This is a genomic window from Spirosoma sp. KCTC 42546 (assembly GCF_006965485.1).
In the GTDB taxonomy this organism is placed as follows: domain Bacteria; phylum Bacteroidota; class Bacteroidia; order Cytophagales; family Spirosomataceae; genus Spirosoma.
The window spans coordinates 3,128,304-3,150,995 of record NZ_CP041360.1 but is presented as its reverse complement, the minus strand read 5'-3'; the positions used below and the strand labels follow the sequence as shown (position 1 = coordinate 3,150,995).

Annotated in this window: 23 protein-coding genes; 13 read left to right on the top strand and 10 right to left on the bottom strand. The window is 46.3% G+C overall.

Annotated features, from left to right (window positions below; genetic code table 11):
• Nucleotides 1-3 precede the first annotated feature (3 nt).
• Entirely contained in the window at nucleotides 4-222 is a 219-nt protein-coding gene (locus EXU85_RS12735; RefSeq protein WP_142772444.1) for a YgaP-like transmembrane domain, read from the top strand.
• Nucleotides 223-315: 93 nt separating this feature from the next.
• The gene (locus tag EXU85_RS12730) at nucleotides 316-1,041 is read left to right on the top strand and encodes a hypothetical protein (RefSeq protein WP_142772443.1); all 726 of its coding nucleotides are present in this window, start codon (nucleotides 316-318) and stop codon (nucleotides 1,039-1,041) included.
• Nucleotides 1,042-1,049: 8 nt separating this feature from the next.
• On the opposite strand, the gene EXU85_RS12725 is transcribed toward EXU85_RS12730, so the two are convergent.
• Nucleotides 1,050-1,484: a DUF3592 domain-containing protein gene (locus EXU85_RS12725; protein ID WP_142772442.1), complete on the bottom strand. Its 435-nt coding sequence runs from the start codon at nucleotides 1,482-1,484 to the stop codon at nucleotides 1,050-1,052.
• A gap of 282 nt (nucleotides 1,485-1,766) precedes the next feature.
• Here EXU85_RS12725 and EXU85_RS12720 point away from each other — a divergent pair, with 282 nt between their 5' ends.
• Nucleotides 1,767-2,852, top strand: a complete 1,086-nt coding sequence (locus tag EXU85_RS12720) for a hypothetical protein (protein WP_142772441.1) — start codon at nucleotides 1,767-1,769, stop codon at nucleotides 2,850-2,852.
• 58 nt (nucleotides 2,853-2,910) lie between these two features.
• On the top strand, nucleotides 2,911-4,290 hold the full coding sequence (locus EXU85_RS12715; protein ID WP_142772440.1) for a LapA family protein: 1,380 nt from the start codon (nucleotides 2,911-2,913) through the stop codon (nucleotides 4,288-4,290).
• Nucleotides 4,291-4,362: 72 nt separating this feature from the next.
• Here the strand turns inward: EXU85_RS12715 and EXU85_RS12710 are convergent, their stop codons facing one another.
• Nucleotides 4,363-4,902, bottom strand: a complete 540-nt coding sequence (locus EXU85_RS12710) for a GNAT family N-acetyltransferase (protein WP_142772439.1) — start codon at nucleotides 4,900-4,902, stop codon at nucleotides 4,363-4,365.
• A 237-nt stretch (nucleotides 4,903-5,139) separates the two neighbouring features.
• On the opposite strand from EXU85_RS12710, the gene EXU85_RS12705 reads away from it, so the two are divergent.
• A complete protein-coding gene (locus EXU85_RS12705) occupies nucleotides 5,140-5,631 on the top strand; it encodes a GtrA family protein (RefSeq protein WP_142772438.1) in 492 nt (163 codons plus the stop codon).
• Between the two features lie 173 nt (nucleotides 5,632-5,804).
• Here the strand turns inward: EXU85_RS12705 and chrA are convergent, their stop codons facing one another.
• The 5 genes from chrA to EXU85_RS12680 all read right to left on the bottom strand — a co-directional run bounded on the left by chrA (nucleotide 5,805) and on the right by EXU85_RS12680 (nucleotide 10,034).
• Complete coding sequence (chrA, locus tag EXU85_RS12700) at nucleotides 5,805-7,007, bottom strand: chromate efflux transporter (RefSeq protein ID WP_142772437.1); 1,203 nt, start codon at nucleotides 7,005-7,007, stop codon at nucleotides 5,805-5,807.
• A gap of 86 nt (nucleotides 7,008-7,093) precedes the next feature.
• Nucleotides 7,094-8,053: an isopenicillin N synthase family oxygenase gene (locus tag EXU85_RS12695; RefSeq protein ID WP_142772436.1), complete on the bottom strand. Its 960-nt coding sequence runs from the start codon at nucleotides 8,051-8,053 to the stop codon at nucleotides 7,094-7,096.
• 124 nt (nucleotides 8,054-8,177) lie between these two features.
• Entirely contained in the window at nucleotides 8,178-8,873 is a 696-nt protein-coding gene (locus EXU85_RS12690; RefSeq protein ID WP_142772435.1) for a superoxide dismutase, read from the bottom strand.
• 174 nt (nucleotides 8,874-9,047) lie between these two features.
• The gene (gene recR / locus EXU85_RS12685; RefSeq protein WP_142772434.1) at nucleotides 9,048-9,659 is read right to left on the bottom strand and encodes a recombination mediator RecR; all 612 of its coding nucleotides are present in this window, start codon (nucleotides 9,657-9,659) and stop codon (nucleotides 9,048-9,050) included.
• 84 nt (nucleotides 9,660-9,743) lie between these two features.
• The gene (locus EXU85_RS12680; RefSeq protein WP_142772433.1) at nucleotides 9,744-10,034 is read right to left on the bottom strand and encodes an ATP-dependent Clp protease adaptor ClpS; all 291 of its coding nucleotides are present in this window, start codon (nucleotides 10,032-10,034) and stop codon (nucleotides 9,744-9,746) included.
• A gap of 113 nt (nucleotides 10,035-10,147) precedes the next feature.
• On the opposite strand from EXU85_RS12680, the gene EXU85_RS12675 reads away from it, so the two are divergent.
• From EXU85_RS12675 to EXU85_RS12655, 5 genes are all read left to right on the top strand, one after another.
• A complete protein-coding gene (locus tag EXU85_RS12675; protein WP_142772432.1) occupies nucleotides 10,148-11,611 on the top strand; it encodes a sodium:solute symporter in 1,464 nt (487 codons plus the stop codon).
• Between the two features lie 147 nt (nucleotides 11,612-11,758).
• A complete protein-coding gene (locus tag EXU85_RS12670) occupies nucleotides 11,759-13,657 on the top strand; it encodes a TlpA disulfide reductase family protein (protein ID WP_142772431.1) in 1,899 nt (632 codons plus the stop codon).
• A gap of 178 nt (nucleotides 13,658-13,835) precedes the next feature.
• Nucleotides 13,836-14,195, top strand: a complete 360-nt coding sequence (locus tag EXU85_RS12665) for a cupin domain-containing protein (RefSeq protein WP_210422465.1) — start codon at nucleotides 13,836-13,838, stop codon at nucleotides 14,193-14,195.
• Nucleotides 14,196-14,209: 14 nt separating this feature from the next.
• Nucleotides 14,210-14,713, top strand: coding sequence for a GNAT family N-acetyltransferase (locus tag EXU85_RS12660; protein ID WP_142772430.1), 504 nt, complete (start codon nucleotides 14,210-14,212; stop codon nucleotides 14,711-14,713).
• A gap of 113 nt (nucleotides 14,714-14,826) precedes the next feature.
• Nucleotides 14,827-15,834 carry a bestrophin family protein gene (locus EXU85_RS12655; protein ID WP_142772429.1) on the top strand — a complete coding sequence of 336 codons (1,008 nt, stop codon included), beginning with the start codon at nucleotides 14,827-14,829 and terminating at the stop codon, nucleotides 15,832-15,834.
• Between the two features lie 111 nt (nucleotides 15,835-15,945).
• On the opposite strand, the gene EXU85_RS12650 is transcribed toward EXU85_RS12655, so the two are convergent.
• Nucleotides 15,946-16,974, bottom strand: a complete 1,029-nt coding sequence (locus EXU85_RS12650; protein ID WP_142772428.1) for an MBL fold metallo-hydrolase — start codon at nucleotides 16,972-16,974, stop codon at nucleotides 15,946-15,948.
• Nucleotides 16,975-17,161: 187 nt separating this feature from the next.
• Between EXU85_RS12650 and EXU85_RS12645 the strand changes: the two genes are divergently transcribed.
• The 3 genes from EXU85_RS12645 to EXU85_RS12635 all read left to right on the top strand — a co-directional run bounded on the left by EXU85_RS12645 (nucleotide 17,162) and on the right by EXU85_RS12635 (nucleotide 20,486).
• Complete coding sequence (locus EXU85_RS12645) at nucleotides 17,162-17,815, top strand: response regulator transcription factor (RefSeq protein ID WP_142772427.1); 654 nt, start codon at nucleotides 17,162-17,164, stop codon at nucleotides 17,813-17,815.
• A gap of 157 nt (nucleotides 17,816-17,972) precedes the next feature.
• A complete protein-coding gene (locus EXU85_RS12640; RefSeq protein WP_142772426.1) occupies nucleotides 17,973-18,959 on the top strand; it encodes an alpha/beta hydrolase in 987 nt (328 codons plus the stop codon).
• Between the two features lie 87 nt (nucleotides 18,960-19,046).
• Nucleotides 19,047-20,486 carry a serine hydrolase gene (locus EXU85_RS12635; protein WP_142772425.1) on the top strand — a complete coding sequence of 480 codons (1,440 nt, stop codon included), beginning with the start codon at nucleotides 19,047-19,049 and terminating at the stop codon, nucleotides 20,484-20,486.
• A 65-nt stretch (nucleotides 20,487-20,551) separates the two neighbouring features.
• On the opposite strand, the gene EXU85_RS12630 is transcribed toward EXU85_RS12635, so the two are convergent.
• Nucleotides 20,552-21,385: an IS982 family transposase gene (locus tag EXU85_RS12630; RefSeq protein WP_142772424.1), complete on the bottom strand. Its 834-nt coding sequence runs from the start codon at nucleotides 21,383-21,385 to the stop codon at nucleotides 20,552-20,554.
• A gap of 247 nt (nucleotides 21,386-21,632) precedes the next feature.
• A complete protein-coding gene (locus EXU85_RS12625) occupies nucleotides 21,633-22,625 on the bottom strand; it encodes an exo-alpha-sialidase (protein WP_142772423.1) in 993 nt (330 codons plus the stop codon).
• Nucleotides 22,626-22,692: the final 67 nt, after the last annotated feature.

Here is a 22,692-nt window from a genome sequence, read left to right as displayed (position 1 = left end):
TGTATGCTATTCAAAAAAAATGTCAGTTTTGTTGACCAGCTTGTGCGAGCTATTTTAATTGTAGACTTGCTTGTCCCCTGTCTGCTGGGGCTTTTGCCTACCCTGGTTGTTTATCTCTTTAGTACGCTCTCGTTCATTCTCGCCATTGGCTGTGTAACGCGCTACTGCTTCATTTACGACTTGTTCAAGTTTTCGACCCGGGAGAATCAAGTTAGCGTCTAGGTAATCCAACGATCCAGTAGTTACGATCCCCCGGTTTATTGCGAAATTGGGGCGGCTTTTTTGCGTATTTTTGGCGAACAATCAGCCTGAGCCATGTCAGCAAAGAATTTTTACCACACGTTATATCAGACTGACTCGATTTACCGGCTGCCTAACGAATCGTGGGCGGTAAGTAGTCAAGTATTGGAAGAGCCAGCGGTGGCTGATAAGGCTATTTATTTACACCTGGAAGAGGCTAATACGTCTGATTTATTAACGGAATTAGACGCGTTGACGGCTAACTCTGTTAAGGTTATTGAACCCGTAGTAGCTGACATCACCCAAGTTCCACCCGTGTTAATTACACCCGTACCAGAACCTGTCGTTCTAATTCACACACCGGAACCGTTACCCGAACCCGCTCCCCGACCAACTACGCCTGCCATCGTGCCACCTATTCAGCAAGCCAGGTTGCCACAACTCAATCATAAGGTTCTCCTACTGGCCGATGAAGAGCTGGACCCCAGTAATTTGTTGTTTTTAGAGAAAATTCTGAAAGCTGTCAATCTAAATATTGAAGGCGTTGATTTGCTCAATTTGCATGGTGTTCGGGATATGGATTTCCCGGAGTTGCTACGTGGCAAGTACATCAATCACTTTATTACCTTTGGCGTGCCGTTTGAGCGGATTAACCTCGACATTATGATGGATCGGTATTCGCCGGTCCGGTTTGAGGGTATTACCTTTCTAATGGCCGATTCCTTACCAACGATTGAAGCCGATCAAAATTTAAAGAAGCGGCTCTGGGGTGCCCTACAGCGTATATTTCTGCAACGGTAATCTCTCTACTATCGAGTAAACAGCCATTTCCAGATGGCAACCGTAGACTCGGGAACGCTCCAAATCGATAAGAGCAGAAACACAGCTCCCATGCCACCCATAACATACACCATCAGATAGTCACCATCCAGTTGGACGTTTTCTGGCTTGGCCGGATCATAATACAGCGTTACTTCATCGCCAATCTCATAAGCGGGTGGATTTCTACCTTCCGAACTGTGGAATACTAACTCGCACCCATCACGAATATGATAGCGTATGGAAGGCGCCATCGGATACTCACGTGGTTTCATTCGATGCATATCAATGACAACACCTTTGGTGGCAACGCCATGCTGAACCAACTGTTGATGGCTGTAATAGAGATAATAGGCAATACTTATAAACAGGACTCCTATCAGAAAAAAAATGAAGATAAACAGGTCACCAGCCGGGAACTTCATGATTAACGATGGGTTTAATCAGGACAGCTTTGATTGAGAATTACAGCACGAAACTACCAATCAATACGAAGTGGAACTAAGGGGAATAAATAACTGGTGGAATCGAGCAAACAGTCTACCATATTTTCCCTTCAGTAAGTAAATCAACGTTAAACTCCTGACAGAAATATTCTCCATCCATCACTTGTTACTTGCATCAATGGGGTACTATTCGCGTATTTACGCCCGTTTTCGCTTTAACAACCTGTTCCGGCGGACTAATTCTCTTTCGGATTTCGATAAATGACGCTTACCAACCGACTCCGTTCTTTTTTCACTCGTACGACTTCATTGCCTGCGCCAACGGCTACGATAGAGGCTCCTCTTACCAGAGTGGTATCCCAACCTCCTGGTTTACGGGAACAATCGTCCTCTGAACCATTACCTTTAGTGCTTTCCCCTTTTCTTACAAGAACAGACCCTCTTCCAACTTGGCTGGCTGATGAAGAAAGCCTCCGGGATGAGGGTGTACTGTTCGGACTTTCGGATGCCCGTCCGGATGGTAAATTGGCCCAGATTCGGGCGTATTTTGGTCAGCAATCCGCCCCTCTCGACGAGCAAATTGAGCAGCATACCGAAAAAATCGGTGAACTCAATTTGTTTATCGAGCAACGTGAGAATCGAATTATAACCCTTCGTAACCAAATCAGCGATCTGCACGATACGCAGCCTGTTTCTAACAATCTGGTTCGGCATGTGGTCAGTCTGGCTTTATCAGTCGTATTGTGCATTGGGAACTTCTATCTGATTGACGAAACACTGCGCCCCGTTTTTGCCAATCGGTGGATTGCCGTTGGCGTATTTATAGCCGGGATGTTCAATTTGTTTGGCCGAACATCGTTCTTTTATGAAACAGATACCCGATTAACTGGCCGACGATTGGTAGAAGAGCTTAGTTTACCGCTAGCCACAGCTATTTTTGTGCTGGTGCAGGCATTACACTCTCAAGCTGTTGGGCAGGCCATTGGCTTGTTTGTTTTTGTATTCTTCCTGTTCTTACTGGCGGGAAAACTAGTTTTAAGCACCCTGACGTCACTACAAACGGACGTTTCCGGTATTCAGAGTAACCACCGGCTCACTATCAATAAATTGCAGAATCTACCCCGATGGGAAGCCGATATTGAGCGCCTAAGCCAGGAAATTGATAGCATTCGGGCACAGAAGTGGCCCATTGTAACAACCCTGAATCACCTCCAGGCCGAGATGACCCGTTTGAACACTCAACGCGATGGGCTTGTTAATCTATTTATCAGTGAGTTTGAACTCGCCCGTAGCCTACGAAACCGGCTTACGGAACAACAACGGAAATCAATGATGAATTATGAATGATGAATTTTACGCTATTGCTTTTCATTCATAATTCATCATTTATAATTTATCATTGATTATGGAGCCAACTAACAACCCCGACTTCCAGCATGGCTACACCAGTGGTGTGGAAGGTGTAAACCGGGAAACATACGAAGGATATCTATCCAGTCAGATCAATACGGACTGGCTTTCTGAACGAATACAGGAAAAACGAACCGAACTGGCCAATACCGAATGTAAGCTAAGCGAAACCACTGAAGCCAATCGAACGGCCTTTGCCGATTTGCAGGCGCATACGGTACAGGTTGAACGCTTAGCCAAGCAGATCAGTCAACGGGAAGCCGACCGGCAGGTCTTAGAAGCCGACCGGGACCAACTGCGCGAACGTCGAACCAAAGCCTCGCCCGATTATTCATTGCTTGCCGGACTGCTGTTTCTGATAGCCGGTATTTCATTTCTGGCGGGTGATTTGATCATCTCACACGAGATCGTGGCTTACGCGCTGAACATACGCAACACCAATGAGGCCTGGGCATTTGCCGTCGGTCTGGCCATGGTGTCGATTTTGTTAAAGCCCGCTTATGACCGACTTATTGAGCAGCCATACAAGGAAGATCCCGTAAAAAACGGGCGAAAATACGGTCGCTTTAAGATGGCATTAGCCGTTTTTTCAGTATTGACATTAGCAGTGCTGGGCTGGTTCCGATATGAAGCGTATCGGACAGATCAGCTTAAATCAGCCATTAATAAATCGGTGCGGCAGCTTCAGTTGAATACCGATCCAACCGCTGCCACACAAACGCTCAGTTCATCTACGCTCAACCAAATCGAGAAACAACTTAACGAATCGAGCGAGTTAAATCTGGCGTTGGTCAATAGCCCCTGGGCACTTTTATCGTTCGTACTCAGCGGTATTTTGTTTGCGTTGGCCGGAGCTGTCTGCCTGGGCATTGCCTTACCCGTATTGTCTGCGTTCTGGTTCAGATGGTTGCAGGCCGATATAAAACTCTGGAAACTACGTCGTCGATTGAAGCGCCTGGACAAAGAAATTGCTCCCCTCGAAACGCAATTAGCCGATCAACTGACACAGCAAAATGTGTTGCAGCATAACCTAGACTTATTACCCAATCTCGCCGAACTAAAAGAAGAACGGCAATCCATCCTAGCTGACCTCAACGAGTTTCTGGCCGAACTAAAACTGGCCCAAACCGACAGTCGTATCAGTAATTTCAATGATGGGTATGGACAGGGAGAGGCTACACGTACTGGCCTCAGCGACGAAGAACAACGTCAGCTACGGAAAGAAATGCTCTCGCTTCACAATAATGGCCGCAAACGAGTTGATGAACCCCGCATAACTGGTAATGGGACTCCACCAACCAACGGTACGAATGGAAAACCACAGGGATTACGTCCTTACCAGACGGTTCGAAAATTTCTGTCGGACGAATTGTAAGGTATAGGTTCTCGGAGAATCCTGGACGACGCCACAAGAATCTTGTTTAGTTAAGACAAGAATTTCGTTTAGTTAAGCAGTAGCTGGTTGCCACTCAAAGCATAGCTTTTCGGCGTCATCACTAATGATCTGGTTGAAGCCATTTTTGGCAAGTACACCAATTGATGCCTGGTTATTGGGTAGCGTACGCGCAATGATTCGCTTTACACCTGCCTGTTGTTTTGCATGATCAACAAGTCTTGCCACTAGTTCAGTAGCAATTCCCTGCCGTCGCCACTCGCTTGAAACCGAATAACCAATTTCGACGGTCCCTTCGGTATCAGGTGGCCCAAAATACCCTCCACTGGCCACTAATGTAGCGGGTGTTGTGGGGGTTGGATACGTAACGACATACCAGGCATACCAACCCGTTGCTTCCAGACCTCCGATCAGCAGTTGATCCAGAAAGAACTGAATGGCTCCCTGGTCATACTCACCGGGTGGCCAATCTGATGGAATGTCTACATTGAGTGCCTTTGCTAATTGCTGGTTACTGACTAATTCAGCTCGTAACAAAGCTGGGGAAGCGGCAACGAATAGCAGTCGAGGTGAAAAGAGAAGTAGTGAATTCATCCACTAAGCTACTACTTTTACGAATGCACATTAAAATTTCAAAAGCAACGCGTACAGCAACGGAGAAATGGGGCGAAAATCGTATTTGTACCTTGACGGAGACATATCAACAAATACCTATCAACTAAATGTAGGCGGGCGTAACAAATTGATTTCGGAGGGGATCTGGTATGTCTAAATGCAAGACTTCCAGGGCAAGCATTTCCCTTAACTTTCTTCTCCTCTTAACACATATTTATGGCCAGTGAGCTTTTTAACCGTAAAGATATTTTAGCTTATTTTATTGTTGCTGCCATAGGCGCTTCGTTGCAATTAATAGCGGGTAGTTTACTTCAGGATTGGTTTCTAATCAGTTATCAGGAAGCCTTATTAATTGGGTACGTAATTGCATTTCTGGTTGGTTTCTTTCTAACCAAGCTTTTCGCCTTTAATGCGAAGAACTCGGCTAAAACCCAGCGTGAAGCCATCAAATTTACGCTGGTCTCTCTACTCTCCTGCCTGATTACTGTGTATGGGGCATCCTTCCTTTACGACTATTCAATGGCAACCTTCGGCCCACAGACCTTTACCATTCCCTTTTCGGTAAAGGAGGTTCACCTGAACAAATTTATATCGCAGATTGTAGGAATGGGGCTCAGTTTTTTGAGTAATTATATCCTACACAAACGATTCACATTTGCGAATACCGGTTTTTATGAAAAGCTGAAAGCATTACTGAATTTGCAATAAGTAATTAAACAAAATTAGTAACCACAGAGGCACGGAGAACACAGAGATTAATAAACGAATAGTTAATTGTTTAATCTCTGTGTTCTCCGTGCCTCTGTGGTTAAAATCTGATCTTAGCTGATGGTAGTACTTAGCTGGTTAACAAGAAGCGTTTAACCTATGGGCTCGCTTTTTTACAAAACTATCCCCGCCAGCAAACCTCCCAGGATCAGGACGTAAGGCGGAATCTTCGTATATAATAACAGTCCTATTGTGAGCACAACAATGGCAACAGAAGGCCAGTGAGTAGCCATTGGCTCAAAAAGGGCGATGGCTGCTGCCGCTGTCAGCCCTGTACTGGCGGCATTGATTCCCCCCAGTGAAGCCCGCACGACACGGTAGCGTTTGAGTTGTCCCCAAAACCGGTACACAAAGAAGATAAGAAAAGTACCCGGAAGAAAAATTCCAGCTGTAGACACTAAGCCACCCCATAGTTGACCATGAATACCGGCATCGCGCATAGATAGTGCCCCAATGTAGGAGGCAAAGGCAAACACAGGCCCAGGGACCGCCTGCACTAGCCCAAGCCCCGACAAAAATTCCTCACGAGTCAGGTAGTGTTTAAAGGCCACAAACTCATTATACAGCATAGGTGTTAGCACTTGCCCTCCCCCAAACACAAAGCTCCCGTTCCGATAAAAGTTTTCGAACAACCGAACCGGCAGCGAGTGGGTGATAGCCCCCATTCCGGCAGCGAGAATAAATACCCCGAACCACAGAAAAAAATTAGCCCACTGCACACGCAGGGGCTGTTTTTCCATTCTTGCTTGTTTTTGATAGGCCAGTGCTGTAGTAAGCCCACCTACCGCAATAACAATGGGGGTCATAACGGGCGATCGGAACATATAGCCGACCAAAGCCGCAGTAAGCGCCAGCAACAGGCTTATTTTATCCTGAATGACTTTCTGCCCAATCCGATACCCGGCAACCACCATGAACCCAACGGCCATTGGCTGAATAAAACGGGCAAACTGAAGAGAGAGATTATGCCGTTCGAGGTAAAAGATCCCGATTCCAGCCGCTGTCATGATGGATACGGCAGGAAGTATCCAGATGATCAGCGTTAGATACGCTAAATTCGGCCCACCAATTTTAAACCCAAGAGCCGTAATCGTTTGCGTAGAGGTTGGGCCGGGTAACACTTGACCCAGCGCATTTAACTCAAGCAACTCTTCCTCCGTCAAGTACCGTCTTTTCTGCACCAAACGGTCGTAAAACATGGCCAGATGCACCTGAGGACCACCAAACGTCGTGAGGGCAAGAATCAGCACATCTTTCAGAAAGATGATGTAGCGAATTCGTCGCACGGGTTGGGTAGTCGTTAGGTAGGGCAGCATAAGGGATGTCATTAAGCATCATTCATTGTCATTAGACGTCATTTAATGGAAACGCTCAACAAATGACGTCTAATGACGATAAATGACTATTTCTTCTTCAATCCTAACTCCATTAAGCGCTCGTCCAGGAATTCACCCGCCGTCATATCAACGTAAATTTTGGGGTGTTGGGCGTCAATGCAACTTTCCAGACTGGTGAGATCCATATCGGCACGGGGATGCATGAAAAACGGAATCGAGTACCGGGACTGATTCATTTTTTCGCGAGGTGGATTCACGACCTGATGAATCGTCGATTTCAATTTGTGATTCGTGAGTCGGTCCAGCATATCACCTACGTTTACAACGACTTGATCGGGCAGGGCGGTAATGCCAATCCATTTTCCGTCACGTCGGAGCACTTCAAGTCCATCGGCCGATGCACCCATCAGCAACGTAATCAGGTTGATATCGCCATGAGCAGCGGCTCGTACGGCACCATCTGGCGTTTTATCGGGATCGAGCGGAAAATAATGCAAGGCACGCAGAATGCTGTCGCCGTTCCGGACTTTATCGTCAAAATACGTTTCGGGCAATTCCAGATAAAGTGCAATTGCCCTTAATAGCTGCTTCCCGGCACTTTCGAGTGTCTTGTAAGCCGTTACGGTTGCTTCACTAAATTCTGGGTATTCTTCCGGGAATACATTAGCGGGCATATCCCCTTCTGGCTCCGGCTGGCCAATGTGGTAAAACTCCTTCAGGTCAGCAACTTTAAATCCTTTAGCCGTTTCTTTTCCCTTACCGATGTAGCCACGCTGGCCACTTAGTTCTGGGTGTTCATATTTCTGTTTAATACTATCGGGCGATGAAAAGAAAGCCTGTGCCGAATCATAGAGTTTTTTAGTCAGTTCATCGGTGAGGCCATGGTTGCGAATAGCGACAAAACCAATTTGATTAAACGCCCGGCCTAAATCCTGCACGAATTTGGCTTTGCGGTCGGGGTCACCTGAGGTGAAATCCGCCAAGTCTAATGACGGAATTTCATTGTATAATTCTTCGGTTAACATAGACGAAAACTATTTCCACAAAAATATGAATTTAGTGGAGTAAGTAAAAGTAAGTGGAGTGAGGAAAGTAATTGCATACTGCACTACTCCACCCACTCCACCTATTTTTACTTACCCCACTAAATTACGCGCCGAAATTCTTCCCTACTTTGTTCCAGTCAACCACGTTCCAGAAAGCGGTTACGTAGTCTGGTCGACGGTTCTGGTATTTCAGATAATACGCGTGCTCCCAAACGTCAAGACCCAGAACAGGGGTTCCTTTTTTCTCAGCCAGGGCCATTAGTGGATTATCCTGATTGGGCGTTGAGATGATTTCTACGTCGTTTCCATTCTTGATGAGCCACACCCATCCCGAACCAAAACGGCCAGTTGCCGCTTTGCCCCACTCCGTTTTAAAATTGTCGAACGAAGTATATTTTTTATTGATCGCGTCGGCCAGAGCGCCTTTTGGCGCACCGCCTGCGTTAGGTCCCATAACATTCCAGAAGAAGGTGTGATTCCAGTGACCACCTGCGTTGTTACGCACGGCTGCCGGGGTGCTCGTGGTTACACTTTTCACCAGTGCGTCAATGTCCATCTTCGCCATATCGGTTCCGGCAACAGCCTTGTTCAGATTGTCAACGTACGCTTTATGGTGTTTACCATGGTGGATTTCCATGGTCATTTTATCGATATGCGGCTCAAGTGCACCAGCGTCGTAAGGCAGCGGAGCCAGTTTGAATGGACCTTCTGCCTGAGCAGGAGCTAAACCAAAAGAACGGAAAGCTATCAGGCTGGCCGATGTACCAAATGCCAGTTTCAAAAACTCGGAGCGATTCATGCGAATGATTGGTTTTGGGAGAAAACAAAAGCGTCTGCGACCTAGGTCTGTTAATCAAAACCCTACAAATGGGCGAATGTTCAACGAATCGGGCTCGCAGACCAAGGTCGTGGACACAAAGAAAGAAGATTTTCCTAAGCAAACAGCATCTATGTGTGCTGCCAGGGAAAGAGACTACTCATACACAATCCGGCTCAGAATACTCCGGCCAAGCGTTACTTCGTCGGCATATTCAAGATCGCCCCCGATAGGAATACCACGGGCAATAGTGGAAATTTTGAGGTTAAACGGCTTGAGCTTTTTCTGCAGATAAAAAGCCGTTGTATCGCCTTCCATTGTGGGGCTGATCGCCAGAATAATTTCGCGTACCTGCTCACTTTCCGAACCGCGAAGCCGGGTTATGAGCGAGTCGATTTGCAAATCACTCGGGCCAATGCCTTCTACGGGTGAAATAATGCCTCCCAGTACATGATACAGGCCTTTGTATTGTGCGGTATTTTCAATAGCCAGCACATCACGGGTATCTTCAACCACGCAGATCAACGATTGGTCGCGTTTGTGGCTGGCACAAATGGTACACAAATCATGGTCGGAGAGGTTGTGGCACTTCTGGCAGTATTTAACCTTCGTGCGCATGGCCGTTAGACTTTGGGCCAGCAGTTCAGTTTGGTCTTCGTCACGTTTTAACAGATGCAGTACCAGCCGGAGTGCGGTCTTCTTTCCAATTCCCGGCAGTTTCGACACCTCGTTAACCGCGTCTTCTATGAGTTTGGAGGGGTATTCCAAGAGTTTGTTGTTTAATGAATAATGTATAATGAGTAATGAATAATGAGCTCAATCATTCTACATTACTCATTATACATTGTACATTCAATTTAGAACTTCAGCAGAGATACCACGCCGGCAGATCTCGTTACGCATGGGTACGAGCTCTTCCCAAGAACCGTTTTTAACCGCACATTTGCCTTTGTAGTGAATTAGCAGGGTGCATTGTTCAGCCTGTTCGGGCGTGTGTTCACAAACATCGATCAATGTATCAATAACATGATCGAACGTATTGACCTCGTCATTGAAAACCACGAGGTTATGAACGTCGGTTTCAACTACTTCATCGAGTACATCTACATGGGTCGACCAGTCGTTTTCTTCAAAAGGTTGCATGGGATCGAAAAGCGTGTTTACTTAGCAAATTTACGGAAAAACGAGCAGTTTTGAAAACTGTTATCCCGCTTTAAGAAAACCCCATTTTGGCCTGAAAAGTTGCCGTATTCTTCATGAACACCACCCTCGCTTTAGTGATTTTAGTAGCTTATTTCGGGATGCTGATTGCCGTTTCCTTTTACACCGCCCGAGGAGCTGATACCAATGCTTTTTTTACCGCTAACCGGCAGTCGCCCTGGTGGTTAGTTGCCTTTGGCATGATTGGCACCTCGTTGTCGGGGGTTACCTTTATTTCGGTACCGGGAGCTGTGGGCAAAATTGGCTTCTCGTACTTTCAGGTTGTACTGGGCTATATTGTTGGGTATTTTGTGATCGGTTCGGTACTGATGCCGCTTTATTACCGACTGAACCTGATTTCCATTTATGGCTATCTCGAAAAACGCTTCGGTTTCTGGTCGTATAAAGCCGGGGCTGGCTTCTTTTTGCTCGCCCGAACGGTTGGCTCAGCCGTCCGGCTTTATGTAGCCGCCGGGGTTTTACAGATCGCACTCTTTAATGCATTAGGCGTGCCGTTCGAAGTGTCGGTCTTTATTACCATTGGATTGATCTGGATTTATACCTTCAAAGGGGGTGTTAAAACCATTATCGTGACGGATACGCTCCAGACCGTCTTTCTAGTCACAGCAGTGGTATTGACGATTGTTTTGATCTCTCAGGAACTGGGTTTATCCTTCGGAGGATTAATCCAAACTGTTAAAGCCAGCCCCATGTCGCAGGTATTTTATTGGGATGCCAATGATCCGAAGAACTTCTTCAAACAGTTTATTTCAGGCGCATTCATTGCTATTGTAATGACGGGTCTGGACCAGGATCTGATGCAGAAAAATCTGACCTGCAAAAACATTGGCGAAGCGCAGAAAAATATGTTCTGGTTCACGATAACACTGGTTTTCGTCAACTTTCTGTTTCTCTCGCTCGGTGTCCTGTTATACGTTTTTGCCCAGCGCGAAGGCATTGAAATTCCAGCCCGTACCGACGATTTGTACCCCTTACTGGCGCTGAATCACCTCGGTCTGGTCGTTGCTATTACCTTCCTGCTGGGTATTACAGCGGCCACCTACGCCAGCGCCGACTCCGCCCTAACCGCCCTCACGACCTCCTTTTGCGTTGACTTCATGAATGTGGAGAAACGCCCTGAAGCCGAACGGTCGCGGATTAAACATATCGTTCATATTGGCTTTTCGGTCCTGTTTTACATTGTTATCATCGTTTTCCGACAGCTGAACAGCAAGGAGGTTATTACGGCCGTATTCGATATTGCGGGCTATACCTATGGCCCACTGCTGGGGTTATATGCGTTTGGTATTTTTAGCAAGCGTCCGGTTATGGATCGTGTTGTGCCGTTTATCTGTCTGGTATCGCCCGTGCTTACGTACATTGTTAACGAAAATTCCGCGGCCTGGTTTGGGGGGTATCAGTTTGGCTTTGAGCGATTGCTGCTCAATGGGTTGTTTACATTCCTGGGCCTTTGGGCCGTATCGAAGCCGGTGTCAAAAGAAGAGCCAGTTGCGGTTTAACCGTATTAAGCAGAACTATATAAAAATTTTAACCACAGAGACGCAGAGAACAAAGAGTGAAAATTACCTAATTACCAATCTATTTTAACTCTGTATTCTCTGTGTCTCTATGGTTAGTTTCAAGTCAATTTTGACGCCAAACTCGTTATGAACAGCAAGGTTTTCTTAACTCTCACCCTCCTGGTTATTGCGTTGTCATTCGCTCAGGCCCAATTCTGTTTCTCGCCAGAACGACCTCAGATTGGTCAAATCGTATCGTTTACGTACAGCCCGCAAACGACGCCACTGGCTAAAGATAGCCTGCTTGAGGGTCGGTTTGTACGATATGGAGTACCTAGTAGGATGTACATTAGCCAGCCGGCAACAGCTACGCTGGTGCGGCAAGGTAATGACTATATTGGTGAAGTATTTATTCCCAAAAAAGATGTAACCGGGATCATGCTGTTTTTCCGAAACAGTAAGATCCCCCAACACACCGATCTTAATAACGGGCAGTTCTACGTCATTCCGGTTTGTGATGAGTCTGGCCGAATCGTGCCGCACGTTACAGGTGGGCAGGCATCCGTATTTACGCGCAGTCATTTCATGAATGAAACGAACTTCCGTCCTGATCCGAACTGGATTGTTACGCTATATGAACACGAACTGGTACAGAATCCTGAGTTGCGCCCTCTGTACTGGTCCGATCATTTAGCAGCTCTGATCAAACAGAAGAAACCTGGTTATGGCCCAAAAGTCAAAGCAGCAATCGAGTCGTATCTGGCCTCCCGCCCTAACCCAACGCTCACCGAATTGACCGATGCCACCAGGCTGTATGAAAGTATGGGCGATTTCCAGAAAGTTAATGCCCTGCGCGAACGTCTGAAAACAGTGGAACCGGCGGGTTCGCTCGTACAGAAAGACCGGGCCATTGCTATCCGGGCCGAAACTAACTGGGCTCGCCAGAAAGCTGCCTACGAAGCCTTCGTCCGTGAATTCCCTACCTCCCCCCACCTGCTCGATCTGTCGGTGATTATGACCAATGGCTATTTCAAGAACAATGATATTCGGGGGTTGGTCACCTTTGTCGACCAACTGCCCGTAACACAAACGGATGTGCTGGTACTGAATACAATCGCGTTTCAATTAGCTGATGAACGACGGTCGCTCCCTGAAGCCGAACAGCTGGTCAAACGGGGGTTAACCGTTCTGAAAACTCAGCCTAAGCCCAGAACGATTGCGGGCAATTGGGATACCGAAAAGCAAAGTCGTCAGCGGCAATTAATGAACACCTACGCCCGTGCGCTTGAACAACAGGGTAAATACGCGGATGCCTATACGGCTTATCAGGAGGTTGTTTCGATCAACGATGTTGAGAACAGTGACCCTCGCACCAATGAACGTTACTTCCAATGTGCCCTGCGGACGAACCATGTTGCCGATGTGCTTCCGGTCATTGAAGCCATTGTACAGGTAGACAGAGCGACTACGGGTCTAAAAACCGCCCTGCGCGACTGGTACGCTAAACAAGCCGGAAATACACCCGCTAAAGCCGATGCGTATCTGGCCGATCTGGAAGCCGATACAAAGGCCGATCAACGCGATGAACTTCAGCAAAAACTCATTAATGAACCGGCTCCTGCCTTTGCACTCAACGATCTACTGGGGCGTACCATTTCTTCGTCGGCATTTAAAGGAAAGGTGATTGTGCTGGATTTCTGGGCTACCTGGTGCGGGCCTTGTATTGCCTCATTCCCGGCTATGCAACAAGCGCAATCCCGCTTTCAAAACGACCCCAATGTTCGGTTTCTATTCGTGAACACCCGCGAGGGCGGTCCTGTACAGCGCGTACATAATTTCATGGAAAAGCATCCCTACAATTTTGTGGTTCCCCTCGACGGTCAGCAAAAAGTGGCTAATGCGTACAAAGTTCAGGGTATTCCAACGAAGGTGGTCATTGGCCCAAACGGCCGCGTTCGCTATCGGCAAATCGGTTTCTCGGGCGATCCCGAAGCGACCGTTAATGAGTTAACGCTGGTGGTTGAAATGTTGAAGGAAGGGAAGTAAGTGGCAATATTATTAAACACAGAGACACGGAGGCCACAAAGAATTATATCGCTGGTGTGACCCCGATGGGGTCAGATATGTATAGAGGATGATTTTACTATAACCATTTGACCCCATCGGGATCACACCAGTGACGAATGATTAATCTGATTTTGCGTGTTCTAATTCTAACAAATTGATGACCGGAAATTCTATACACATCATCTCCACTCAAAATGCTGAGCACTATATGTGGGGAGATGGCTGCGATGGCTGGCATTTAGTGAAGTCGGATTTATTAAGCATCATTCAGGAACGCATGCCCCCTGGCACGGCAGAAGTGAAGCATTACCATGAACGCTCGCATCAGTTTTTCTTTGTCTTATCCGGCGAAGCAACCATGCAAATTGGCGAGGAAACCAGTACATTAAAAGCCAATGAAGGCATTGAAATTCCACCTTTCATAGCGCACCAGATGCGAAATGACTCCCCAAATGACGTTATTTTCACTGTGACCTCAATGCCAAAAAGCCACGGTGATCGAGTTATTGTAGAGTAAGAAACCTCATATATATGACCATTCGCCCCGCTACCCCGTCCGATATTCCAGCTTTAGTAACGCTCCTGCAACACGTGATTCCTCTTATGCACGAAGCCGGAAATTTTCAGTGGGACGACCACTACCCGAATGAAACGGTCTTCGGACAGGACATCTCCAAGCAACAACTTTGGGTAGCCGACATCGACGGCCAACTTGCGGGTGTAGCCGCTCTGACCGAAGACCAGGAGCCCGAATACGCTCAGGTAGGCTTCGATTTGAACCAACGCGCTATTGTCACCCACCGACTGGCTGTTGATCCCAATTTTCGTGGACAGGGTGTGGCCGTTGCTTTATTGGAACAAGCCGAGAAGCTTGCTCTTGAACATGGCATTTCTTTTTTACGAATTGACACGAACTCAGAAAATCAGTCGACCCAAAAACTTTTCCCGAAACTCGGTTATCAGTATGCCGGAGAGATCACCCTCGGATTCCGCCCCGGTTTACGATTCCTGGCGTATGAGAAAAAGTTAAATTAGTGCAGTAAGTGGAGTGGGTGTAGTGAGTGAAGTTAGGCTACTAGTACAACTTACTACACCCACTCCATTCACGATACCATTCACATCCCTACTCCACAAACTCTACCATCACCATGCACGCTGGAAGAAACTATACTGTAAAAGAATTTCTATTCTGGACCCGTCAGAATTTGTACTGGCTGTTGGGAATTAATTGTACAGTAACCATTCTGTATGAAGTAGTTGGACTAGAATGGCTAGGCATGCCTTGGGTACCCATTGCCCTGTTAGGTACAGCGGCAGCCTTCATTGCTGGCTTCCGCAATAACGCTACCTACGCCCGTGCCTGGGAAGCCCGCCAGATTTGGGGTGGCATTGTCAATAGCAGCCGAAGCCTGGGTATTATGGTTCGGGATTTTGTACGGAGCCCAACAACCTCGTCGGGTAGCTCAGCTGCTGTGCACCAGCAGTTACTTTATCGCCATATTGCCTGGCTCACAGCACTGCGATTTCAACTGCGCGAGCCTCGAAAGTGGGAGAATATGCAAAAAAGCTACAATGCAGAATATCGCCAGTTCTACAAGGTGCCTGAGCTGGAAAGTAATCTGCCAGATGAACTGCGCACCCTCTTATCGGCCGAGGAAACCAACTATGTGTTAAGCAAGAAAAACCGGGCTACGCAGTTATTAGCCCTTCAATCGAAACACCTACGTGAACTGACTGATGATGGCTGGATCGAGAACTACCGATACGTTGAGCTGGAATTAATGTTAAAGGAACTGTTTGAGCATCAGGGAAAAAGTGAACGCATCAAAAACTTCCCCTACCCTCGCCAGTTCGCTACTATCAACGTATTGTTTATCCGGCTGTTCGTGTTGCTGGTGCCATTTGGTTTACTCAAGGAGTTTGACAAACTCGGCGACCACGCCGTCTGGCTGACCATTCCCTTTGGCGTGTTGGTATCGTGGGTATTTATGAGTTTGGAGCAGGTTGGCGAAAGCACCGAGAACCCATTCGAAGGAAGTGCAAACGACACCCCCATCACCTCCATGAGCCGCACGATTGAAATTGACCTCCGCGAAATGCTCGACGAAACGGATATTCCACCCGCCATGCAACCCGTCAACAATATTTTGTTGTAGTTTTTAATTTCAACACAGAGCCACAGAGAACACAGAGTTTTTTTATATTCCTCGGTTGGCGTAGTACTCTCGTTCTCGCTTAACTTTCCATGGCTCTGTGTTCAAAAAGAATCATTTAAACACCATTGGATGGCCTTCCTTCGGCACCAGGAACTTCTCTTCGGCAATCTTCTTCATCTGAAGCGCTTTCCGAAGATCATCAGCGGGTTCAAATAGCCCGTCGTCGCCCTGCTGAAATGTACCGAAGTGTATACCAACTGCTTGCGTAGCTTTCAGATCAATAAATGCTTGAACGGCTCCGGCGGGCGATACATGAACGGGGGCCATGAACCACTCAGGCCGGTATGAGCCTATGGGCAGTAAGGCTAGTTTGATTGGCCCACCTGCCTGCTCACCAATGTGCTTGAAATGAGGCCCGTAGCCGCTATCGCCACAGAAATAGGTAGTCCCAAAACTGGTATGCAACAGGTAGCCACACCAGAGGGTTTCGTCCCGATCGCCAATGCCCCGATTACTAAAATGCTGGGCCTGTGTGCAGGTAAGGCGGAGCTTTTCGTTAACCTGCAAGGTATCATTCCAGTCAAGTTCTCGGGTTATGCGCCCGTTTACCGATTTGGGCAGATAGGATACGCCAAGCGGTGTTACAAACAGAGGATTGAAGGCTTTGACCAGTTTTTCAATCGTCGGCAAGTCGAGGTGATCGTAGTGATTATGGCTCAGTAGCACAACATCAATGGGTGGCAATTCCTCAAAGCGCAACCCCGGCGGGCGTTTGCGTTTAACCCCAAGCCACGACGTTGGTCCAACTCGTTTCGACCAAACGGGATCCGTTAGGATATTCAGGCCGTTTGTCTGGATCAGAAAGGTCGAGTGATTCACAAAGGTGAGCACCAGACTATCTCCCTCGATACGCGTGGCCGGTTTAGCACCGATATAAGCATCGGGTTGTTCAGGCCAGGGGCCTTTATCGCGGTGAAGCAGCCATTTGAGCAAACCACCACTGGTTCGCTCGGGCATTCCCGGATTAAAGAATTTCTTGCCATCGAAGTGATTGGTTATGGGGCCTTTATAGCGCGGGGCGCAGGCAGATATCGTCAAAAGAAGGCTGAACAACAGGAGTAACGGTAGAGCAGTATGCATATCGTGAATATACAAGATTGACAGCCTGATAGTTTAAAATCTTTCAGGTGCATTAAAATGTGTTGTCGGTTATAAGTAACCGACAACACAATACCATAAATTTACCATACGCTAAAGCAGATGATTGTCAATGGCTGAAACCCGTAGTATATTTGACATATCCCATTCCTCTTGACCCGAATTTTTTATGTCCTCTTCTATTCGTGTACTATTAACCGACGATCACGAAATCATTTTAGATAGTTTATCTTTATTACTCAGCCGAATTGAAGGTGTGGAGGTAATTGGCACCCTAAACGATAGCCGACAAGTCGTTAATTTTCTCCATGAAAACGAGGTCGATATCCTCTTAACGGACATGGATATGCCACTTCTGAATGGAATTAACCTGACGCTCCAGGTTCGGCAGCAATTCCCTCAGATTAAAGTACTGATGCTAACCGTTTCGGAAGATGCCGATAAAATTCGGGAGGCTTTTCGGGCAGGTATTTCGGGTTATGTGATGAAACGGGCGGGCAAAGCCGAGCTGGAAAAAGCAATAAAAACGCTGGCCCGTGGCGAAAAATACTTCTCGGAATCCGTTATGACCCAGTTGATGGCTTTACCCGTAGACACTATCCGCCCCTCGGACGAAGCCCCCGCTCCCATTACGCCCCTCACCGACCGCGAAATTGAAATCATCAAGCTGGTTGCCCAGGAACTGTCGACCAACGCCATTGCCGATAAGCTATTCATCAGTCCCGGAACCGTTGAAACGCACCGGCACAACATCCTCCGAAAATTAGGCGTCAAAAACTCGATTGGCATTATAAAGTATGCCGTCAAGCACGGGTTGTTGTAGGAAATGGCAGGGGCGTGGGGTTTTTAAATTTTTAAATTGGCGTTAAAACAGCTTTTTTTCTGTCATTCCGACGATAGGAGGAATCTTAGACTCTCCTACTAAGCAACTTTAAGATTCCTCCTATCGTCGGAATGACAGAAAAACTATTTAATTCGGCATGAAAAAAGTATTTAGGAGGATAGCCTACACGCTTATTGCCGTAGTGGCCGCTGTTTTGGTTTTTGGCTTGATATTGGCGTTTCTGCAAACAAAATCAAAGACAAATCATGTTGGGGTTTCGCCGGAAGAAGCTGCGAAATTACGACAGCAGTTCATCGGCCCCCATGACCAATTTACCACAACGGATGGGGAAACGTTATTTCTGCGAAGGTGGAATCCGGACACGATTCTGCCCGCTAAAAAAGACATTGCCGTGTTGATTTTCCATGGCATAACCGCCTACAGTGGTGCCTATGATATGGCTGGAAAACCATTTGCAGCAGGTGGCTATACAACGTTTGGTCTGGATTACCGAGGGCATGGCTTATCGGATGGAAACCGCGGAGATAGCCCCGGTAAAGAAAGATGGATTGCCGATTTAGTGGAGTCGGTCCGATATATCAAAACGCTTGGTTACCCAAAAGTGGTTGTGTTAGGCCATAGCCTGGGCGTAGCTTCGGCGATCTGTGCCGCGGATGCCATTCCCAATGAGCTATCAGGCTTGATACTACTCTCAGGCGCTTACGAAGGCCGAAAAGGGCTGAATAAACCACCCACCTTGTTTGAGAAAATGAAAATTTTTGCCAGCTCTATTTTCCGTCCATCGTATCAGGCAGTTGAATACTATAGAGAGGGTATGACAGTAACGAAAGATCCCCTGTTCAATTTTAAATATACCCTTCGCTTTCTGACCATGTTGAATGTCAAGGAACTCCGGCTTCCCAAGACCCTGACTGTTCCGGTGTTGGTAGGGGTTGGCGATAAAGATGAATTGTTTACGATCGATAAAGTGAAAGAGTTCTACGATCTGGTTCCGGGCAATAAAAAGGAATTCTTAGTTATGAAAAACACCACTCACGCTAAAATTCCCTTTGCCAGCTGGGAGCAAGTGGTTGCCTGGCTGGATAAAACGTATAATGGTACTAATTACAAAAAAACAAACTGATACCATTCAGAACGAATAGCTTAACGCTACACCTACATGCCAGTTTTTAGAAAATGGGGAGCTTACGATAGCTAGCGGCAAAATGAGATGAAACGACTTTTTATATTAATCAGCCTGTTTTCCTTAGCTTTTTTGCCTGGTCAGGCACAAAGCAAGCCAGAACGTTTAGATCAATTGATGAAGTCGTATCATCAGTTTAATATGTTTGATGGTAGCGTTTTAGTGGCTGAGAACGGGAAGGTTATTTATAAACAGGCGTTTGGGATGGCTAATCGGGAGTGGAATATAGCCAATACGACCGACACAAAGTTCATGCTTGGTTCTGTTTCAAAACCGCTGACGGCTATCCTGGTGCTGATACAGGTCCAGAAAGGCTTACTAGATCTGGATAAAACAATTGCTGATTATATTCCTGAATTTTCAAAAAATAACGGTAGTCGTATCAAAATAAAGCAACTCCTGAATCACACATCGGGCATCCCGAATTATGATATCATCAACGACTTCTTTCCAAGAATCAGTCGCCAGTATTTTACCAGGGAGGAGTACATAAAATTATATAAGGACTCATCACTTGTCTTTACGCCGGGCACAAACTACTATTATAGTAGCTGGGGGTATTTTACACTTGGCTATATTATGGAACGGGTTACGGGAAAATCGTATGCCCAGTTAATGAAAGACGATATTTTCGATAAAATTGGCATGAGTCATTCGGGGTCGTATGCTCATACACAGATTGTGGCTCAACGTGCTTCGGGCTACGATTATAGTTTAGGGGGCTTTACCAGTGCTGATTTTCGGGATCAGTCGAATACCATGGGAACGGGCGATCTTTATTCAACCGTCGACGACTTATTCAACTTACATCTGGCTATTACGAATAACTCATTGCTGAATAAAACCCTGACGGACCAGATGTTTACGCCAGGCATACGGCCCTGGCGCTATGGTTTTGGCTGGTTTAATCAGCAGTTTAAGTATACCGCAACCGATAGCGTTTTTACCAATTATCATTTGGGTATGACCGAAGGATTCCTGTCGTTCCTCATTCGCATACCGGAAACCAACAGCCTGATTATTTTTCTTTGCAATAGTACCCCGACTCATTTTTTTGGCATTACATCGAATCTGATGCGAATTCTTTATGACAAACCCGTTGCGCTGAAACAACCTGTTCATAAAGTTTTAGAAACATTGCTAGCCACGCAACATGCCCAAAAAGCGATTGACGACTATAAACGGATGAAAGCGGACACGAGCCGGTATTATATCGACTGGCTAGCCATGGACCAGCTTGGCAATCAATTAGTTACCTTAAAACGATATGAGGATGCACGGCTTATTTTCGAAAACAACGTTACCGAATTTCCTGGACGAGATATCGCATTAGTCAGCCTGGCAAAAACCTACGAAGCGTTACATCGTAAAAAAGATGCGATAGCAACGTATCAGAAAGCCATTGCCGTTAATCCAACCAATGAGGAAGCCAAAAACAGACTAAAAACGTTATTGGCCCCTGAGTAATGAGTAATCGTACTGATCAGGTTAGGATTATTATAGTCATTTACTTAAGTAATCTAAGTTGTATGTCACAAGTTTGTTTCGAGGGTATAGGCTATCAAAAACAACACGATTTTAATAAGGAAACCGGCTTCAGTAACGGCATGAATTTTCTTAGGAAATCGCATCGTAATCTGGCTAAAGGCCTGCTCAATCCGTTGGCGAAGTTGCTTTTTGTAAGCAGCTTCCCAAGCTTGATCGGGGCGTTGGCTATTACTTTTTCGTTGTATTCTTAAATTAACCTCCTCACTCTCAGCATACAAATCCTCTTGCTCGTAATCGGTGTAGCCCGAGTCCCCATAGACTTCGCTACCTGCTGGCAACGTCAAATGCATCATCTGAAGCGCCGTCACATCCACATACGAACCCGGCAGAATAAAAAACTGAACCGGTTGCTTGTCGCGGGTGGTGATGAGTTGAACACGAAAGCCAAAAAAGAATCGACGCTTCGACGCAATCTTCCCTCGATATTCCTCCCCTTTGACTAACCGCGATCGGCCAATGCGGATGTTGTCACAAACTGCCACAGGAAACGAATCGATCAGGTATTCTCCGCTCAGATTGAGTGCTTTGAAAAAATCAGCCAGATAGTAGAACAAGGCACTCAGTGTGGTCGCCAGGCGGTGAAGACGACGATTGAACGCCGATTTCTCAAGCATGACAATACCTTGCTTATCAGCCATGTAGAGCATAGCCGAGGCTTGATTGCCACCAAAGAAAGGGGCCGATATGATGGCGGTTGTCAACACGATACTGTCGCTAACTTTAGGAGTTGTCTGGGGTTTTACACTCCCCTGATTTTTGCCCACTTCGATGAAATAATCATCCAAAAAGCAATAAATTGCCACTACTTTCTCAGACATAGCTGGTTAGATTTACCTCTGTTTTCGCACTTCAAAGGTAGTCTGGCTTGTGCTATGTCTGTTTTTTTAAGGGGTTTGCCTATCAAATCAATCGCCTTTCATACAACTTAGATTAAGTAATCAAGCAGAATTAAACTTCACTTTATTTTGTATGACCCCGATGGGGTCAAATGCTATAGTAAAGGCTCAATTGGCTATAAATATCTGACCCCGACGGGGTCATACAAAATAGCAAATAATGTAATTTTCAACATCCTCCGTTTCTGGGTATGGCATAAATCACGTTGCCTGAAACCGATAAATTGAAGACTTTATTGTCGATAGAAGGAAGTAACAGTTTCCATGTTTTTCCCTTATCTGATGATCTAAAAATGCCGCCAGGATGACCACAAAAGAAGTATTCACCAACCTGAATAATTGAGGAAATTGAAAGGCTTGCCGGAAGGCCGGCATCAATGGGCTGCCAGGTTTTACCGTCGTCGTAGGATGTTCGCACTCGTCTGGTTTCCGACTCTGTATTATACGTAATAGCCGCAAATCCGCCTTTGATGCGTTCTACAGCGATGCCCACACCGCCCTCGCTAATTACACAATTCCAGTTCTCACCATCATCGGTCGACACTATTATACCCTTCTGGCTGGTCGCCATCAGCACACCGTTTGACTCAACCAATTTCATTACCCAGCCTCCTGCATAGACTTGTTTCCAGGTTTTTCCACTGTTGGTGGATTTAAAAAGGCCGTTGTTGTAACCGACAAAAAATGCACCTTCATCACTTTCAAAAAAGGTGCGTACTTCCCTCTCTTGCAAATTCGTGTACATTGGCGACCATACACTCGTTCCGTTTATTTTTTGTAAAAATTGGCCATTGTGATTGTAGGCAACTATTCCAGTCTTACCAGGAATAAGGCTGCTATATTTTTCAGGGGAAATCTCTTTTTCCCAAAAAGGAGCTGTGGAATTTGGTTTACTATGATATATCCCATTGCCAGCACTTATATAGAGCTCACTATCATGTTCAACGAAACTATCCGCTGGCAAATTTTCAGGCAGCCCTTCGCTAATGTCCTGCCATGTCTGTCCGCCATCTGTAGATTTAAAAATGATGTTTGCAGCTCCAGCCTTATTTCTTTTTTGTTTTTGCTGACTAGCCAGTAGTGGGGATAACTGTGGAAATTCTAACGCCTGATAAAATGAGAATTGCAAAAGGAGAAATAAAACAAGGCTATAGCTATTCATGACTATAATTGATTTGATAAAACAATACAGTAAAGGTATTGGGCGTCAACTATCCTGAAGTTTTTTA